This is a genomic window from Ardenticatenales bacterium (genome assembly GCA_020634515.1).
GTDB lineage: Bacteria > Chloroflexota > Anaerolineae > Promineifilales > Promineifilaceae > JAGVTM01.
In genome coordinates, this window is record JACKBL010000006.1 from 392629 (window position 1) to 411054 (window position 18426).

Sequence of the window (18426 nt, forward strand, 5' to 3'; positions counted from 1 at the left end):
CAGAAACCTGCCACCCACGCGCGACAGCGTCGTTGTAGGACAATTCGCCGAATTGCCTGGCAATTTCCGCAAATTGCCCTACGAGCAGGGCTGCCACCCGCGCGAGCAGCGCTGCCACCCGCGCGCGTCGTTGTAGGACAATTCGCCTGAATTGTCCTGGCAATTTCCGCAAATTGCCCTACGAGCAGGGCTGCCACCCGCGCGACGGCGTCGTTGTAGGACAATTCGCCGAATTGTCCTGGCAATTTCCGCAAATTGCCCGACGAGCAGGGCTGCCACCCGCGCGACAGCGTCGTTGTAGGACAATTCGCTGAATTGTCCGCAATTTCGCAAATTGCCCGACGAGCAGGGCTGCCACCCGCGCGATAGCAGCGTCGTTGTAGGACAATTCGCCGAATTGTCCTGGCAATTTCCGCAAATTGCCCTACGAGCAGGGCTGCCACCCAAAGCGCGGCGTCGTTGTAGGACAATTCGCTGAATTGTCCTGGCAATTTCCGCAAATTGCCCTACGAGCAGGGCTGGCGTCGTTGTGGGACAATTCGCCGAATTGTCCTGGCAATTTCCGCAAATTGCCCGACGAGCAGGGCTGCCACCCGCGCGACAGCGTCGTTGTAGGACAATTCGCCGAATTGTCCTGGCAATTTCGCAAATTGCCCGACGAGCAGGGCGGCCACCCGCGCGACGGCGTCGTTGTAGGACAATTCGCTGAATTGTCCTGGCAATTTCCGCAAATTGCCCTACGAGCAGGGCTGCCACCCGCGCGACAGCGTCGTTGTAGGACAATTCGCTGAATTGTCCTGGCAATTTCCGCAAATTGCCCTACGAGCAGGAAACCCGCGCGGGGCGTTGCGGGGGACACCCCCTCAAACACCCCCGCCAGAGAGATCAGCGTGCCAGAGTCCAGAGGCTTCAGCGATCAGCGGTAAATGGGGACAGAACCACGCGCAACCCGCGGGTGTTGCTCCAGTAATTCGAGGAGTAATGGTGGCGGACCCCGCAATGGAGCCAGCTTCGTTCGTTAATCCAGGAACCACCTTTAAGAACAAAATGGTCTGTATCGGATGCAGACCACTTTTCGCGGTCCGCCCCGGGCTTATAAGGATATCCCTGATACAGGCTGCGCGTCCATTCCCACACGTTGCCGCTCATATCGAGTAGTCCCCGCGCGCTGCCCCCGGCGGGAAAACAACCGACCGGGCTGGTACGCCCCAGGTCGCTTTCCTTACTATTGGCACACTCAGAGTCAAACGTATCGCCCCAGGGAAAAATTCGTCCATCATCGCCGCGCGCCGCCTTCTCCCATTCCGCCTCGCTGGGCAGCAGCACCCGGTATCCATTGGCCAACGCCTGGCGTAAACCTGCTGGGGTCTCCACCCATTCGCGCAGCGCCTGATCCAGCCAGTTGCAATAAGCCACGGCATCAACCCACGCTATCCACATCACCGGATGATTCGCCGCCCCTTGCAGGCTGTCCTTATCTCGCGGTTCATAGCCGCTCTGCTGTGCAAAAAGGCGAAACTGCGCCAATGTCACCGGATAGCGCGCCAGGTAAAAGGTGGGCAACGTCACTTCATGCGCGGGTTGTTCATCCTCTCGCGCCTGCGGGTCGCGCTCCGGGTCGCTGCCCATGCGGAACGGTCCCGCCGGTATTTCCACAAACCCCAGCATCTCGTCCGCGGGCAGGCAATACCCCTCCGCGCCACGAAAGCGCGGGTCGCCCAACAGCGCCAGGGACTCCCCCGCGCTGACGCGGGCGGCGGTGGGCTGGTCGGGATTTTGCAAAACCGCCACCAACTGCCGCCGCGCCCCCTGGTGCTTCGGCCCCGCGCTGTCCGCCTCCTCGCTGTCCAGCACGCTCACCGCCTCCTGAATCCGCACCGCCTCCCCGCTGAGGAAGGCGTCCAACCCGACGACGACCTCCACCGGCGGCGCGGTCTCGTTGTTCTGCACCGCTCCCGCCAGGCGCACATATGCCTGCACTGCCTCGCGCGCCAGTCCGGAAAACCGCGCCCGCTCCCGCCCTTCGCCCTCCTCGTCTGGCGGCGGGTAGGTCATCATCCGCCGCAGCAGCGCATTCTCCGTGCGGTTTTCCAGGTACGTCGCCAGCAAGCCACCCCGCCCCAGACTGCCCGCCGCCCCTTCTTCCTCCGCCGCCGCGTCTTCCTCGCCCTTTGGCGCGGGCAATATCCGTCGCGCCCCCATAAACAGATCCTCCTCGCTCACCGGGCGGCGCGCCATCTCCATCTCCAGCGTCTGCACCAGCGTCGGGTACTGCCGCCACAACTGGTACAACTCTGGGTACTGCGTTTGAATCACCACCGTCTTCGCCAGCAGCGGGTCCGCAATCACGTCCTGCGGGAAACGGCGGTCGGCCACGCCGCGCAGCAGACGCAGGATATTCAGCACCCGCTTCACCTGGCGCGGATTGGGGTACAGCCCCCGCGCCAGCACCGCCTGCGTCCGTGGCGAAAGGTCCGCCGCCAGTTTTTCAATAAAAGTGGTCACGTCCTCCACCGCCAGCGGCGGCAAATGAAACGGAATCTGCACGATCTTCTGCAAATAGCTGTCGCCACGTATAGGCAGTTCTAGCCGCTCCCCGCCCGCCCCGCGCAGCATGGCCCCGTAGCGGATTTCAATACCCTGGCGAATCACAGCCTGATCCATGCCCAACACAAACACCGCGCCGGGCACTTCCAGGAACAGCTTGATCGCCTCCAGCACCTCCACCGCCTTCTCCGGCAGACAGCGGTCCAGGTCATCCACGAAAACGACCAGCCGACCTGCCGCGCCCGCGTCAATCAACTGCACCGCCTCCCGAAACATAGCCTCGAACTGCTCCATGTGGAACAACTGGCGGCGATGGTACTGCTTTGTCTCACGGCCAATGGCCGCCGCCGCTTTCTGGATTTCCGCCACGGGCGTATCGTCCCCGCCCATCATCTTTTTGAGTTGAGGGAACAGCCCCGCCGTACCCAATGTGGCCGCCGTCTCCACGCCCGCTTTGGTCGTATTGCTGATGAACTGCCACCAGTTGATAGCCCGCCCGCCCATCTCCGTCCAGTCCGCCGCCTGGTAGACGCTCTCCTCCAACCGCTGCAACAGGTCAACGAGCCGCTGCTCCCGCTCCCCTGGCTGCTGTAAAATAGGGCGTTCTTCGCGCGGCGCGCCCGCCGGTTCGGTCTCCCGTGGATACAGCGCATCCAGCACGCGCAAGATAAAGGCGCGCCACAAAGCCTCCTGGCGGTCATACTTCCACGCCGTAAACCAGACGGTGCGGCGGCTGTCTAGCCCTTCACCTTCCAGCTTCCGGCGCAACATGCGCATCAGGCTCGTCTTGCCGCTGCCCCACGGACCAAAAACGCCCACCGTCAGCGGCGTCTCCGCCTGCGTAATCACATCATACAGCGCCGCCCGGAAATCGTCGTAACGCAGCAAATCATCACTTGTAGCCTGATCCGTATGGTATCGCCCCATCGCTCTTTTTCTCCCTATAAAAGGTAAGGCGCGCATCGCATAACGCCGCGCGACTTTGAAATCAGACCGCCGCCAATCACCACTCTCCCGTCAATTCCTCGCTTTCCTGCTCCGCATAAGGGGGGCACTGATCGATGTAAAGAATATCCGCTGTCCGATCATAGCGAAAGGTCAGTCGCGTTTCCATGTTTTATCTTCTCGAGTCTGGCGAAATCCACATATAATGATCGGAGTCGAGGCTTTAGCCGGGTCAAGCTCCCTATGCGGACCGGCTGAAGCCTCCACTCCAAGAGAGCCAGAGTCCAGTTGGCTTCTTCAAACATCGTGTCATTGGTTGCACGCCAGAGAATCTTTCGAGGGGGTATTGTAGCATAAAGCCACTCCCGGTAGGCGTAGATTACAAAAATCTTGGAGATTTTTGTAATCTTGGGCAGCGCGGCGGTGGGGCGGCGGCTTGCGGGTCGGGGGGGATGCGGTTAGCGCAGGCGGAGTTCCTGGTAGGCGTATATCTGGTAGGGATAAGGGATGTTGTTGAGGGCGGCGAGGGTGGGCCAGTCGAGGCCGAAGCGGGCGGCGACGGCGGCGAGGGTGTCGCCGGGCTGGACGAGGTAGGTGGCGGGGAGGGTAGGCGTGGTGGCGCTGCTCCCTGGCAGTCGTAGCACCTGGCCCGGATAAACGGTATAGGGTGGGTAGAGGCCGTTGAGTTGGGCCACGGCCTGCCAGTCCAACCCCAGGCGGCGGCAAATTTGCGCCAGATATTCCCCCGCCTGCACCGTGTAGGTGCTGTCCCCGGCGGAGGGGATGCTGCCGGCAGGGGGCGAAGGGGCGGTGGTCCCGCCGGGCAGGCGCAGCACCTGGCCCGGATAAATCGTGTAGGGGAAGGTCAACTGGTTGAGGCGGGCGAGATCGGGCCAGGTGACGCCAAAGCGGGCGGCAATGGAGGCAAGGCGGTCGCCGGATTGCACGGTGTAGCCGTCCTGGCCGGTGGGCGACGGCGGCGGGACGGTGGGGGCCAGGCCGCGCACGAGGACGGCCATGTTCCCCAACACGGACCAGGAGGTGAGGAAGTCGGTGGCGCGGATGTATTGGGTGAGGCCGTCGGCGGCGTTGATCAAGACAACGGTCGTGGGTGTGTAGCCGACAAAGAGGAAGGTATGCTCAAAGGCGGCCACGGTCGTTTGCCGGCCATCCTGCGCTGTGTACAACTGGGGCGTGCCCGCCCACACGTTGCCCACGAGCCAGACGATGGCGGGGCGACCCGCGGCTGCTTCGGCGCGCAGGTCGTCGAGGGAGAAGCCGCGCCCCGCCTGCGCGTCCAATCCGTAGGCGCGCAGCAATTGGGCCACCGGCCCGGCGTGGACGCCATAGTCGTTGGGTGGGATATTGCCCCAGGCGCCATGCACATCGCCGACAAAACCCACGTCAGGGTTGTCGGAACGGGGCAGGCCGGCGAAGAAGGTCGTTTCGCTGACGTTGACGCCCCAGAAAGCGGCCAGGTCGGCCGCGGAGCGGGATTCGCAGGAGAGGCGATACGTCTGGGCGTGGCCGACGACGCCGTTGACGGTGGCGGAATCGGGAAGCTGCGCCGCGGCAACAGGCGCAGCCCAACCGCCAGACACCAGGATGAAAAGCAATATGAAAACGAGGCGTTGTTTCATGGGTCATGTAGGGCGGGTTGGCGACCCGCCTAATGCGCTGTTGCGGACAAGACGTTATGCAGGAGACAACATTCTCCGGTATTGTAGCTGAATGTTATGTCTTTTGGCGAAGGCGGCTTAAAATAGGTGAGGGGATGGAGAGCCAAACGATCATGGCTCATGTTGGCAAAGCGGGCGGGTTGGCAACCCGCCCTACAGGATATGAAGGAGGGTTTAAGCGATGTTACGACGGATTCTTTTGGTAGGGATCATGGCGGCGGCAACGCTGGTGGCGTTGTGGGGGAGCAGGCAGCAGGAGGTGGCGGCGGCCAGTGAGGGGCAGGTGGTGTATCAGGCAGGGGCGGCCAACGCAGACATCACGCCCACCGATTGGCAGACGTGCGTCTACTGGATGGCGGGGTACAGCATTGGCCGGGCGGCTACCTCCATCCACGACTCGCTGATGACGCGGGTGGTGGTGATTGATGATGGCAGCACGCCGATGGCGATTGTCACGTTTGACGTGATCGGGATTACGTCGGACGACGCGGACGCCATTCAGGACACGATCGCGGCGCAGTTGCCGCAGTTGGCGGGGCACATTCTCATTCACGCCACGCACGAGCATGAGGGGCCGGACACGATTGGCATCTGGGGCGGCGCGTGCGGACCGCCGCTGGCCAATCCGCGCCCGCAGCAGTACATTGATTACATGGCGGCGCAGGCGACGGCGGCGACACAGCAGGCGTGGGACAGCCGTGAGCCGGTGAGCGTGACGTTTGCGAACATTGAGCATGATCCGCTGCTGAGCGACCTGATGCGTGATTCGCGCACGCCGCAGGTGTGGGACCCGTATGCGCGGCTGATGATTTTTACAGGGATGAATGGGCCGGTGGCGACGCTGGTGAACTGGGCCAGCCACCCAGAGGTGCTGGGGTCGGAGAACCAGGCGATGACGGCGGACTACGTGAAGTGGGTGGTGGACGAAATTGAGGCGGATTTGGGGGGCGCGGCCATCTTCGTGAACGGCGCGATTGGCGGGCTGCTCACGAGCAACGGCGGCAGCGTTTTGCCCGAACTGCCGGATGATAGCTTCGAAAAGGCAGAGGCGGTGGGTCGGCAGTTGGCGCAGCGGCTGCTGGGGCAGTTGCAGAATCCGGGGCCGAACGACGTCATCGCCACTTACCAGATGCTGCCACCGCTGCAATACAGCACGCGCGAATTTTACTTGCCGGTGGAGAACCGCGCCTTGATTTTGGGGCAGGCGCTTAATCGCATTCCAAAGCAGATGGTGCGCCAGTTCCAGATTCCGCCGCAGGAGTGGCGGCGCATCGATCTGCTGGCGAAGTATACGAACACGGAGTCGAACTTCATCCGCATTGGGCCGGCGGCGATCCTCACGGTGGGGGGTGAGTTGTATCCGGAATTGCTGGTGGGCGGGATTGAACCGGTGGGCATCCCGCCTTTCAACACGTTGCCGCCGGAAGCCCCGCTGGTGGGCAATCCCGGCTTTGCGCCTTATGAGTTCCAGTTTTTCTTTGGGCTGACCAATGACTTTATCGGCTACATCATTCCCATTTCGGAGTGGGATGGCTGGGCGGGCGGCCAGTATGGGGAAGATTTCGCTCTGTCGCACGATGAGGGGCCGATCCTGTCGTACAACCTCCATTTGCTGATGCTGGGGTATGAGACGGGAACGTATCCGAGTAATTGATGGGTGAATGGGGGGGCGCAGGAATCTTCCTGGAAGCTTTCAGCTTCCAGGAAGATGACGGACTAAGGGCGCACCCGTTAATAGAGGCTTCGCTCGGGAATTGACGAAGCGAACCCTATGGCGTGAGGTCGAAGATACGGGTGTGGTCGCGGAAGACGCGCAGGCGCTTGAGGAGGGCGCGGGCGGCGTCGGGGCTGTCCACCGTTTTGTCCACGCTGTATGTGCGGTATTCGCAATAGGCCGGGGTGACTTCGATGACGGCGTAGCCCCAGTGGTAGCCGTCGAAAAAGCGTACGTGCGGGTTGAGGAGGCGCACGAGGCCTTCGCCGATCTCGAAGGGGAAGCCGAGGTCGGCCAGGACTTCGCCCACGTTGGAGGAGGTGACGGCGGGGGTCATGAATTCGACGCCGACGACGTTGTTGGGGTCGTTGTTGTCGTGGTTGGCGTAGTCAATTTTGAGGTAGCCGGCCATGTAGGCGTGCAGGTCTCCGGTGAGGGTGACGAGGTTTTTGATGCCGGCATCTCTCACCTGCGTCAACACACTCTGCCTCTCATACTCATACCCATCCCACGCATCCAGATTGAGATAAATATCCCCGTTCGGATTATTCGGGCGGGGGATAATCAACTCCATTTGCAGCACCTCATTCCCCCACAACTTCCAGATCGCCGGCGAATTCAGCAACCCATCCACCAGCCAATCCCGTTGTGTCGGCCCCAACATGGACTGCGACGGATCCGACTGCATGGGGCAGCCCAGGTTGACGTAGCGGCCACCGATCGTGGTCTCGCCGCAGGGGTGTGGGCTACGGTAGGTACGCTCGTCGGTCATGAAGAGGTCCACCAGATCGCCAAACTGAAAGCGACGATAGATGGTGAGGTAGTCGTGTGGGTGGGTGGCGTTGGGGTCGATTTGGGGACGTGCCGGCATATACTCCGCCCAGGCCCGTTGTGATTCCAACTTCAACTGCGTCAACGCATTCGGATCAGCCACAAACGGATGATCCGGCGCGCCCGGCGCATCCAACTCATAATCCCAATAACTATCATTCGCAAACTCATGATCATCCCAGATGATGATGAACGTGTGCCGCTCCATCACCTCCTGCAAGAAATGGTCCGAATGGTAGGTACGATAAAGATAGCGGTACGCCTCCAACCCCGTGGCCGGGCTGCCCCCCGGAATTTGCAGCACGTGATTGGGATACGCCTGATTGGTGCTGCCGCTTTCATAGATGAAATCCCCCACGTGGATGACAAAATCCACGTCCTCCTGCGCCAGGTAATGGAGCGCCGGATAGTAGCCATTCGTGTAATGCTGGCACGTCAGCAGGCCGAATTTCAGGTTGGTCGGGGAACTGTCGGATGCCGGCAAAGTGCGGCAGCGACCAATACGACTAGACGTGTTCGCATAAATAAAGCGATAGTAGTACACGCTACCCGCGCCCAGGCTGCCATCCAGGTCCAACTTCACCACATAGTCACTGTTCGCGTCAAAATCCGCGCTGGCAACGAGTCCTTGAGCCACAATCTGCGTGAAACCCGTATCCGCGGCCACCTGGAAAGCCAGATTCGTGTCCGGCTGCCACTGATCATCATTGACGCGCGTCCACAGAATCACGCCGGCGGCAGTAGGATCACCAGAAGCCACCGAAACGCCAAAAACATCCTCCGGCGGCAAGTTAGGGTCAAAAGCGAAATGCGCCTGATCAGGCGGATCGGCAAACCTGGAACCGCCCGGCCCTAATAGCACGTACGGCGTTACCAGGCCCAGCGCGCCCAGACCGGCGCTACGAATAAATTCTCGACGGGTGATTTTGCGAGCCATGCGAAAGATACTCCTCTGAGTGAATGAAAGGCGAAAGTCGATTAGGGGGGCGTGGATGGTGGTCGATGAGAACCGCGAAAGAAACAGGATATTTGTAACAGCAAAAAGCCTTTGTGACAAAATTTGACCAACCTGCTTTCAGTAGCCTTTTTATGCCATTTCTCGTACACTCAATGACCGTCAATCTATGTTTATTGGGAGAATTGGGCTACAAGAGGGGTTGTCCCATTTTCTAAATGGGACGGTAGACGGGTAGGGTCCGATGTTGTCCCATTTTCTAAATGGGACCGTGGACTGGTAGGGTCCGATGTTGTCCCATTTTCTAAATGGGACGGTAGACGGGTAGGGTCCGATTTGGAAAATCGGACTACAGTAGGGGTTGTCCCATTTTCTAAATGGGTCTTTGGCACACACCCATTGGAAATTCGCCCGACAAGGATGTTCTTAAAGGAGCAATGATGTCTCAACGCGAAACATATGCCGTACAGGTAGCCGGTCTTAATCGCTTCCTGCCTATTTTCGAGGTCGCCCCCGGCGTAAAAATCGCCATTTTCAACATGCTGGGCGACACGCACATCGTCAAAGCCGCCGCCGCCGTCCTCGCGGAAAAACTGGCGCAAACGCCCGCAGACGTGCTGGTGACGGCGGAAGCCAAGAGCATTCCCCTCATCTACGAAATGAGCGCCCTCATGGGGCTGCCCTACGTGGTGCTGCGCAAGACCTACAAGCCCTACATGGGCGACGCTATCAGCGCCGAAACGCTCTCGATCACCACGGGCAAGCCGCAGGAGCTGTATCTGGATGAGAAGGACCGTCAGCGCGTGGGGAACAAGAACGTGATTCTGGTGGATGACGTGGTGAGCACGGGCAGCACGCTCAACGCGATGCAAGAGGTCATTCGCGCCGCCGGTGGGCACGTCACCCAGGTAGCCGCCGTCTTCACCGAAGGGGATCAGGACTGGTCCCACGTGCTGGCGCTGGGCAATTTGCCCGTGTTTTTGCAGGACAAGGAGTAAGAACGGTCAAGATGGCGTTGCAAGGTCACGCAAGCCGGAAGCCAACCCCGGCGACACTCTCCATCTTTCACCATCTTTTCGCTTCCGTGGCGGAGGAGATGGGCGTGGCGCTGGAGCGGGCGGCGTATAGCCCGAATATCAAGGAGCGGTTGGATTTTAGCTGCGCCGTTTTCCTGGGGGATGGGCGGATGCTGGCGCAGGCGGCGCATATTCCCGTACATCTGGGCGCAATGCCGGCATCCGTCCGCACCGCCATCACCCATTGTCAACCCTTCCGCCCCGGCGACGTCGTCATCCTCAACGACCCCTACCTCGGCGGCAACCACCTCCCCGACATCACCCTCGTCTCCCCCATCTTCATCGACGAATCCACCCCCACCGCCCCCGACTTCTTCGTCGCCAGCCGCGCCCACCACGCCGACGTCGGCGGCATGTCCCCCGGCTCCATGCCCCAATCCACGGAACTGTACCAGGAGGGCCTGATCATCCCCCCCGTGAAACTGGTGGACGGCGGTCAGCGCAACGACGCCCTCTGGCAGATCATCTTGCGCAACGTACGCACGCCCGTGGAACGGAGCGGCGACCTGGCGGCGCAGTTGGCCGCGCACCACATCGGCGACCGCCGCCTGCGCGAAATTGTGCGGCGGTATGGCGGCGCGGAAACGCAAGCCCACGCCATCGCTCTGATCGCCTACGCGGAAACGCTCACGCGCGCGGCCATTGCCCACATTCCCGATGGGGTGTACACGTTTTGCGACTACCTGGATGATGATGGGCAAACGGCGGAGCCTGTGCCCGTGCAGGTGACGTTGACGGTGGATGGAGAGCGGTTGCTGGCGGATTTTGCCGGCACAGCCCCCGCCGTCCAGGGCAATCTCAATGCCGTGCCCGCCATCGTCACATCCGCCACCGCCTACTGCCTCCGCTGCGCCGCCCTGGCCCTGACACAAACCGATCTACCCATGAACGAAGGCGCATTCACGCCGCTAGAAGTGCGCGTGGAACCCGGTTCGCTCCTCGATCCCACGCCGCCGCACGCCGTCGCTGCCGGCAACGTGGAAACCTCCCAGCGCATCGTAGATGTCGTCTTTGGCGCATTGGCGCAGGCACTGCCCGACCTCATCCCCGCCGCCAGCCAGGGAACCATGAACAACCTCACCTTCGGCGGCAGCGGCGAAAACGGCCCCTTCGCCTACTACGAAACCATTGGCGGCGGCGCGGGCGCCGGTCCAACGGCAGACGGCGTCAGCGGCGTCCACGTCCACATGTCCAACACGCTAAACACACCCGTGGAAGCGCTGGAATACGCCTTCCCCCTGCGCGTCCTCGCCTACGAACTGCGCCACGGCTCCGGCGGCAGCGGACGGCACCACGGCGGCGATGGCCTCGTGCGCAGTCTGCAATTTCTGCGCCCCGTCACCGTCACCCTCACCAGCGAACGCCGCCGCCGCGCCCCCTACGGATTAAACGGCGGGCAACCAGGGCAGCCGGGCGAAAACCACCTGTTGCGCGAAGGCGCGACACAAGCACTACCGGGCAAGGTCACCATTCGCCTGCAATCGGGCGACACGCTGCGCATCGAAACGCCCGGCGGTGGCGGCTGGGGGGCGGCAGATTGATCCCGCTAGGCTCCAGGCGCAATCGGTTGTCGTGGACCATCGGCCTGTCGCTGGTGGCGCTGTGGCTGGCCGCCGGCTGCCGCCCCACCCCCAAACCGGTGGCCGCGCTGCCCGCGCTCACCCCCACCGGCTCGGCCACGCCCGCCGCGCCGATGGCCACAGCTTCGCATACGCCCCGCCCGGTCCCAACCGAGACAGCTATCTCCCCGCCCACCCTCACACCCATCCCCACGGCAACCGCGACGCCCACGCACACCCCCTCCCCCACGCCCACGGCCACGGCCACGGCAACCCCCATCGGGCCATGCGCCGCGCGCAATCCCGGCGACGATCTGTTCGCGCTGGTGACGCACGATTACGGCCTTAGCCGCGACTTCGCGCCGAATGATCTGGTGCCGCTGGCGGAATTCTTCAGCATTGACGTGACACTGGGCTATCCGACGGAACTACGCCAGGTGGTGATCGCGCCGCTGGTGCGTATGGTGCAAGACATGCAGGCGGCGGGGCTGCATCCACAAATCCTGTCGGGCTATCGCAGCTATGCGTCGCAGGCGGTGGCGTACGACAAATGGCTGCAAAAGGAACCGGAACGGGCGAACATCCTCAGCGCCCCTCCCGGTTACAGCGAGCACCAACTGGGCACGACCATTGACTTCGGCTCTCCTGAACTGCCCACCATCGTCGGCCAGGAAGACATCCAGTTTCACACCTATTTTTATCTCACCAGCGAAGGTCAATGGCTGGCAAACTATGCCCATCAATACGGCTTCACCCTCAGCTTTCCCCGCGACACCCTGGAAATCACCGGCTTCTACTATGAACCGTGGCATTTCCGCTACGTAGGCGTGGAACTGGCGACCATTCTGAAAAACCTGGGCGTCTCTTTCACGGAATACGCGCTGCAAAACCTGCCCCCGCCATGCGTGCCCTAAACCGTCCCCGCTCCTATTTGCTTCTCCTGGTCTGGCTGCTGCTAGGCGGGTGCCAGTCCGCGCTCCCCGCGGCGACTCCCATCGCGGCGCTGCCTACGTCCACGAACGCGCCACCTCCCGCCGGACCCCCGACGACGACGCCCCCGATGGCGACGTTACCGCCGCCGTCACCCACACCGTATGCCTCCGCCACGCCCATGCCGTCCCCAACGCTCTCGCCGACGCCGGCCCCGCTGATCATCCGCTTCCCTCCTGATTGGATGGAGATGATGATGGAGGCAGTAGGACAGGTGGCCGCGCAAATGCCGGCACGCCAATGGCTCCCGCAACCCGACACGACAACAGCCCCGGAGGAAGCGGACCTGCGATTGGTCGCCGGCGCCGCGGAAAACGGCGTCTTGATTGGCCGCGAACCACTGGCCCTGGCCGTCCCCTTCACGCACCCCTGGACGGAAAAATCATGGACCGACGCGCAAGACCTGAACCTGCCCCCCTGCCCCGCCCCCCCTATCACCACCCCATGCTGGCTGCCGTGGCGTCTGCTGCGCCCCCCGTTAAAGGCCGTTCCGCTGGATGGCCTGCTCCCATTTGAACCCGGCTATCCCGCCCGGCAGAGCTGGTCGCTCGTAGGTGCGGAGCCGGAAGCCGCCACGCTGCTCGCTCCCTTGCTGCGCCCGTTTCTCGCGCCGGCCCCACTCGTCTCCCTGGCCGCCGTGGGCGACCTGATGCTGGACCGCTCCCTCGGCTATCGCTTGACGCTGGGGGATGTGGACGTGCCCTTCGTGGACGTGGCGGACACGCTGCGCGCGGCAGACCTGACGGTGGGCAACCTGGAGTCGGCGCTGGGGGACGTAGGCGAACCGGTGCAGAAGAGCTACCGGTTCCAGGCCCCGCCGATTGCGGCGGAATCGCTGGCGCGCGCCGGTTTCGACATCCTTTCGCTGGCGAACAACCATGCGCTGGATTTTGGCGTGGAGGCGCTGCAACAAGGCATCGGGCTGCTGCTGGCGCAAGAGATCACGCCGATTGGCGCGGGAGCCGACCGCGCCGCCGCGCACGCACCTGCCCTGCGCACGGTGAACGGGGTGCGGGTGGCATTTCTCGCTTATGCGAATGTGCCCGTGGAAGGGCGCGGTTTTGATACGCGCAGTTGGGAGGCGGGACCGGATCGGGCCGGGCTGGCGTGGGGCGATCCGGAGCAAATTGCGGCGGACGTGGCGGCGGCGCGGCGGCAGGCGGATGTGGTGGTGGTGCTGCTGCATAGCGGGATTGAGTATCAGGCGCAGCCGTGGTCGGCGCAGATGGCGGCGGCGCAGGCGGCGGTGGATGCCGGCACGCAGTTGGTCATCGGACACCATGCGCACATCCTACAGGGGGTGCAGTTCGCGCCGACGGGGGTGATTGCCTATGGGCTGGGGAATTTTGCGTTTGAGATTGACGGACCGCCGGAGACGGCGATTTTGCGCGTGTGGTTGGACGAGGAGGGGGTGAAGATGTTGACGTTTGTGCCGGCATTTATCCAATTCGGAGGGGCGCCACGCCTGGCCACGCCCGCCGAAGCCGCCGCCATTCAGCAACAAATCGAAATCCTCACCCTCCCGTTGAACCCGTGAGCAGACGTCCCCGTCAATTACGTGATCTTCACACCATTTTGATTAAAATAGGTCAGGCGTTAGATGATTGTCTCTTTTCCGCATTCTTGCGCCTGGCCCTATCAACCGAGGAGGTGCGCCAGAACAAATCGCGTTACACACATGACCCGTCGCCATTATTCCCGGAGACACGCCAGTTCTACGCAAAGAGCGACCGCTTGCGTAGGGAAACCTGGCAAATCTTTTACGGACGGCGGCACAGTCACGACCCTTTCACATTCATGTAACCCAAACAAGTAGGAGAACCCACCATGAAATCACGTCTTACCTGGTTGCTGCTGTTGGCGGCCCTGTTAGCCATCGTCGTTAGTGGCAGCGCTCTGGCCGTGCGGGCGGCCAATCCTGATCAAAGCAAGTATGAAAGCAAAGTGGAAGCCGACGTACTCAACGCCTTGGCCGAAGCAGGAGAAACGGACTTCTTCGTCTGGATGACGGAGCAGGCGGACCTCAGCCCGGCCGCCGGCCTGAGTACAAAAGAAGCGAAAGGGCAGTTTGTTTTTGACACCCTGCGCGAGACCGCGGAACGGACGCAAAAAGAGTTGCGCCAATACCTGGATAGCCAGGCCGTCAACTATACGCCGTTCTACATTGCCAACAAAATCTACGTCGCTGCCGGCAATTCTGAAACCGTTCTGAGCATTGCCGCCCGCGCCGACGTAGCCCAAATCACGGCTAACCACGCTTTCCAACTGCAACCGCCCGTTGACCGCGCCCCCGCGCCCGATACCGTGGAAGCGATTGAACCCAACCTGACCTTCGTCCGCGCCGACGAAGTGTGGGACATGGGCTACGATGGCGAGGGCGTTGTCCTGGCCGGCAACGACACGGGTCTGGCCTGGAACGTGCCGGCAATCATCAATCATTATCGTGGCTGGAACGGCAGCAGCGCCGACCACAACTACAACTGGTGGGACGCTACCAACACCTATCCCACAGTCCCCAATGATGGTTTCGGCCACGGCACGCACACAGCCGGCACGATGGTCGGCGACGACGGCGCCGGCAACCAGATCGGTATGGCTCCGGGCGCAAAGACCATTCACTGCAAGAACATGACGGACGGCGGCTCCGGCACGGACCTGACCTTCACCACCTGCTTCCAGTGGGACCTGGCTCCCTGGGACCTGAGCGGGGCCAACCCCAATCCGGCCATGGCCCCCGATGCCGTCACCAATTCCTGGGGCTACTGGGGTGGCAACAATCCGGTGTTTGAGGACGAGATCGCCGCGCTGCAAGCTGCCGGCATCGCCATCGAAGTTTCCGCCGGCAATGAAGGCTCCGGCTGCGCCTCCCTGCGCTCCCCCGGCGACTACCTGCAAGTGATCACCACCGGCTCCGTCCAGCACAGCAGCGGCGTCCTCCCCGGCACGATCACCGGCTTCAGCAGCCGCGGTCCCTCCGACCTTTATCCCAACGACTACTTCCCCGATGTGATGGCCCCCGGCGAAAACATCCGTTCCTCGGTCCCCGGTGGCACGTATGAAGCCTGGAGCGGCACCAGCATGGCCGGCCCGCACGTCACCGGTTTGATCGGCCTTATGTGGTCCGCCAGCCCCGCGCTGCGCGGCGACATCGCCCAAACCTACGACGCCATCTACGACACGGCGGTCCGCCTCAGCGGACAAAACGGCTCCAACTGCGGCGGCGACTACGTCAATGGCCCGAACAACGACTGGGGTTTTGGCACGATTGACTCTGTGGCGGCGGTGGAAGAAGCCATCCTGCGCGGCGGCCCCAACTTCACGCTGACGGCAACGCCCGCTTCCCGCACCATTTGCGCCCCCAGCAATGCGCAGTACGCCATTGATCTGGGCCAGATTCTGGGTTACAACTATTCCGTGAATTTGAGCGCGACGGGCAATCCCGCGGGCACGGTGGTTAACTTCACGCCGGGCGCGGTGGTGCCTCCGGGCAATGCCACATTCACGGTCGGCAACACGGGTGGGGCAAATGCCGGCAGCTACGACATCACCATCACCGGAACCGGCACCGACCCCGAAGCAAAAACCCACAGCACCATGGTCAGCCTGAGCCTGTACAATGCCACACCGGGCGGGTCCACCGTCGTCTCCCCCATTGGCATTGATCAGCCGCTCGTGCCCATGTTCGAGTGGACCGCCGCCAACCAGGGGGCCGTCTACCTGCTGGTCGTGAAGAACATCAGCAGCGGCGCACTCCGCTACGCCGTCACCTCCGACACCAGCTACACCTTCGCTACGCCGCTGGACCCGCTGGCGATCTACGCCTGGTCCGTGCGCCCCTACAACCCCTGCGGCATGGGCAGCTTCGCCCAGTTCGGCTTCTTCCGCACCCAGGACATCCCGCCCATCCTCGTGGTGGACGACGATGACAACGCCCCCGACGTGCGTGCCACCTACACCGGCGCGCTGGATGCGTTGGGCCTCGGCTACGACGTGTGGGACACGGGCAACAGCGACAACGAGCCGGACGCCGCCTACCTGCAACAGTACGAAGTCGTCATCTGGTTCACGGGTGACGAGTTCGGCGGCGCGGCAGGTCCCGGTTCGGCGGGTGAATCCGCCCTGGCGACCTACCTGGACGCCGGCGGTTGCTTCCTCATCAGCAGCCAGGACTACGTCTGGGACCGCGGCGTGACGGGCTTCATGCAAAGCCACCTGGGCATTGCTTCCGCCACCAGCGACGTGAGCCAGACGACCGTCACCGGCGCGGCCATCTACGCCGGCCTCGGCCCCTACACCCTGGCCTACCCCTTCACCAACTACAGCGACCTGCTGAACCCGGCGGGTGGCGCGGCCACGGGCTTCAATGGCAACCAGGGCAGCGCCGCCGTCGTCAGCGGCACGCACAAGGCCGTCTTCATGGGCTTCCCCTATGAGGCGATCCCCGCCGCCGGTCGTGGCCCGGTCATGGCCACCACGCTCGGTTGGTGCAACCAATAACCAGGTTGAGATTGGTCCAATCTTGAAGATTGGACCAATCTTACGATTCCCGCGCGACAACTCCGGCGCGAGTGGCATGGCAACCCACCTTGCCACTCGCGCCCTCCGTACTTCATACCTCATACCTCACACCTCATACCTCCAAAGGAACACCCATGGGCAACATTGACTGGGAAGGCTTTATCGAAAAGAAGATTCGGGAGGCGATGGAAAAGGGCGAGTTCAGCAATTTGCGCGGCGAGGGTCGTCCGTTTAGCGAGATGGAGGAGAATCCATTTGAGGACCCGGATCAGCGGCTGGCGTTTCATATGCTGAAGAGCAATGGGTTCACGCTGCCCTGGATTACGCGACGGCAGGAGATATTGACACAGGTGGAACGTGCCGGCATTCCCCTCCGTCGCAGTTGGGAAATCTACCAACACCGCATCCAGTTCCGCCCCAACGATGCCCAGGCGGAAGCCAACTGGCAGCGCGCCTACGCCCAATTCACGCAACGCCTGGCGGAAATCAATAAACAGATCGACGACTATAACCTGATGGTCCCCTCCGACGTGTTTCGCATGTTGCCCCTGTACCCGGAACGGGAACTTGCGCGACTGACCGCGCCGCATTCCTGAAAGGAGAAAATCCCTCATGGCCGAGCTAAAGACCCAGAAAAACGACCAAAGCGTGGATGCCTTCCTGCAAACCGTGGCGGACGAACGAAAGCGGCAGGATTGCTATGATCTCCTGGCGCTGATGCAAGAGGTGACGGGAGCAGAGCCGGTTATGTGGGGCAGCAGCATCATAGGCTTTGGCAGCTACCATTACAAATACGCCAGCGGGCGTGAAGGCGAATGGTTCCTCACCGGTTTCGCCCCGCGCAAACAGAACCTGACGCTCTATATCATGGCCGGATTTGACCAATATGGAGAATTGATGTCTAAGTTGGGCAAACATTCCACGGGTAAATCTTGCCTGTACATCAAGCGGCTTGCGGACGTAGACCAAGACGTTCTGCGCCGATTAGTCGCGCTTTCGGCGGAACACGTCGCCCGTACCAACGCCTGAACCCGGCATAACCCACCCCAATCCCGGAGGAGTTGCCTGACATGCCCGATCCCACCCAATTCCAGACATTGTTCGCTTATCACTGGCATACCACCGACCGCCTGATCACCTGCGCCACCCACCTGGACGAACAGGATTACCACGAAAATCCCGGCTACGGTCACGGCTCCATCCATGACCTGCTCTTCCACCTATTACGCACCACTGTTGGTTGGCGGGGGGCGCTGGAAACGGGTAAGCAACTGGCTCCGTTGAACGCCGAAGATTACCCTTCCCTGGCCACGTTGCAAGCAGGAATGGCGCAAGAGCACGCCGCCTGGGATAATCTGCTGGCGCAGTGGGATGCCGCCGACCTGCAAGGCAAAATGGATTTGACGAACTGGCGGGGCGAGGTGGTAACTTTCACGCGCTGGCGCATTTTGCAGCACCTCATCCTGCATGGGATGCAGCACCACAGCGAACTGGCGCAACTGCTGACGAACAAAGGGCAATCGCCGGGCAACCTGGACTTCATTTTCTTTGTCTAGGACCGGCGCTGAGATAAGCTGCAAACGGCTACCTTTCCTCCTCTGGAGATTGGACC

13 protein-coding genes and 1 pseudogene are annotated in these 18426 nt (G+C 62.1%); 9 read left to right on the top strand and 5 right to left on the bottom strand.

The window, feature by feature from the left end; all coding sequences use genetic code 11:
• Nucleotides 1-506: 506 nt before the first annotated feature.
• The 4 genes and pseudogenes from H6650_17440 to H6650_17455 all read right to left on the bottom strand — a co-directional run bounded on the left by H6650_17440 (nt 507) and on the right by H6650_17455 (nt 5132).
• Nucleotides 507-701, bottom strand: coding sequence for a hypothetical protein (locus H6650_17440; protein ID MCB8953794.1), 195 nt, complete (start codon nt 699-701; stop codon nt 507-509).
• A 208-nt stretch (nt 702-909) separates the two neighbouring features.
• The gene (locus H6650_17445) at nt 910-3474 is read right to left on the bottom strand and encodes an SUMF1/EgtB/PvdO family nonheme iron enzyme (protein ID MCB8953795.1); all 2565 of its coding nucleotides are present in this window, start codon (nt 3472-3474) and stop codon (nt 910-912) included.
• A 91-nt stretch (nt 3475-3565) separates the two neighbouring features.
• Nucleotides 3566-3661, bottom strand: a pseudogene (locus tag H6650_17450) (DUF2283 domain-containing protein).
• 289 nt (nt 3662-3950) lie between these two features.
• The gene (locus H6650_17455) at nt 3951-5132 is read right to left on the bottom strand and encodes a LysM peptidoglycan-binding domain-containing protein (GenBank protein ID MCB8953796.1); all 1182 of its coding nucleotides are present in this window, start codon (nt 5130-5132) and stop codon (nt 3951-3953) included.
• 220 nt (nt 5133-5352) lie between these two features.
• Here H6650_17455 and H6650_17460 point away from each other — a divergent pair, with 220 nt between their 5' ends.
• Nucleotides 5353-6825 (top strand): hypothetical protein, encoded by a 1473-nt coding sequence (locus tag H6650_17460; GenBank protein ID MCB8953797.1) that lies wholly within the window; start codon nt 5353-5355, stop codon nt 6823-6825.
• Between the two features lie 115 nt (nt 6826-6940).
• On the opposite strand, the gene H6650_17465 is transcribed toward H6650_17460, so the two are convergent.
• Nucleotides 6941-8653 carry an alkaline phosphatase D family protein gene (locus tag H6650_17465; protein ID MCB8953798.1) on the bottom strand — a complete coding sequence of 571 codons (1713 nt, stop codon included), beginning with the start codon at nt 8651-8653 and terminating at the stop codon, nt 6941-6943.
• Between the two features lie 458 nt (nt 8654-9111).
• On the opposite strand from H6650_17465, the gene H6650_17470 reads away from it, so the two are divergent.
• The 8 genes from H6650_17470 (at nt 9112) to H6650_17505 (ending at nt 18370) form a co-directional block, all read left to right on the top strand.
• Nucleotides 9112-9669, top strand: coding sequence for an adenine phosphoribosyltransferase (locus tag H6650_17470; protein MCB8953799.1), 558 nt, complete (start codon nt 9112-9114; stop codon nt 9667-9669).
• An 11-nt stretch (nt 9670-9680) separates the two neighbouring features.
• Entirely contained in the window at nt 9681-11288 is a 1608-nt protein-coding gene (locus tag H6650_17475) for a hydantoinase B/oxoprolinase family protein (GenBank protein MCB8953800.1), read from the top strand.
• 26 nt (nt 11289-11314) lie between these two features.
• Nucleotides 11315-12220, top strand: coding sequence for a M15 family metallopeptidase (locus H6650_17480; protein MCB8953801.1), 906 nt, complete (start codon nt 11315-11317; stop codon nt 12218-12220).
• Nucleotides 12208-13833: a CapA family protein gene (locus H6650_17485; protein MCB8953802.1), complete on the top strand. Its 1626-nt coding sequence runs from the start codon at nt 12208-12210 to the stop codon at nt 13831-13833. The genes H6650_17480 and H6650_17485 overlap by 13 nt, the downstream gene beginning before the upstream one ends.
• Before the next feature lie 290 nt (nt 13834-14123).
• The gene (locus H6650_17490) at nt 14124-16793 is read left to right on the top strand and encodes a S8 family serine peptidase (protein ID MCB8953803.1); all 2670 of its coding nucleotides are present in this window, start codon (nt 14124-14126) and stop codon (nt 16791-16793) included.
• 155 nt (nt 16794-16948) lie between these two features.
• A complete protein-coding gene (locus H6650_17495; GenBank protein MCB8953804.1) occupies nt 16949-17410 on the top strand; it encodes a DUF1992 domain-containing protein in 462 nt (153 codons plus the stop codon).
• Between the two features lie 16 nt (nt 17411-17426).
• Nucleotides 17427-17843 carry a DUF1801 domain-containing protein gene (locus H6650_17500; GenBank protein ID MCB8953805.1) on the top strand — a complete coding sequence of 139 codons (417 nt, stop codon included), beginning with the start codon at nt 17427-17429 and terminating at the stop codon, nt 17841-17843.
• Nucleotides 17844-17884: 41 nt separating this feature from the next.
• On the top strand, nt 17885-18370 hold the full coding sequence (locus H6650_17505; GenBank protein ID MCB8953806.1) for a DinB family protein: 486 nt from the start codon (nt 17885-17887) through the stop codon (nt 18368-18370).
• Nucleotides 18371-18426 lie beyond the last annotated feature (56 nt).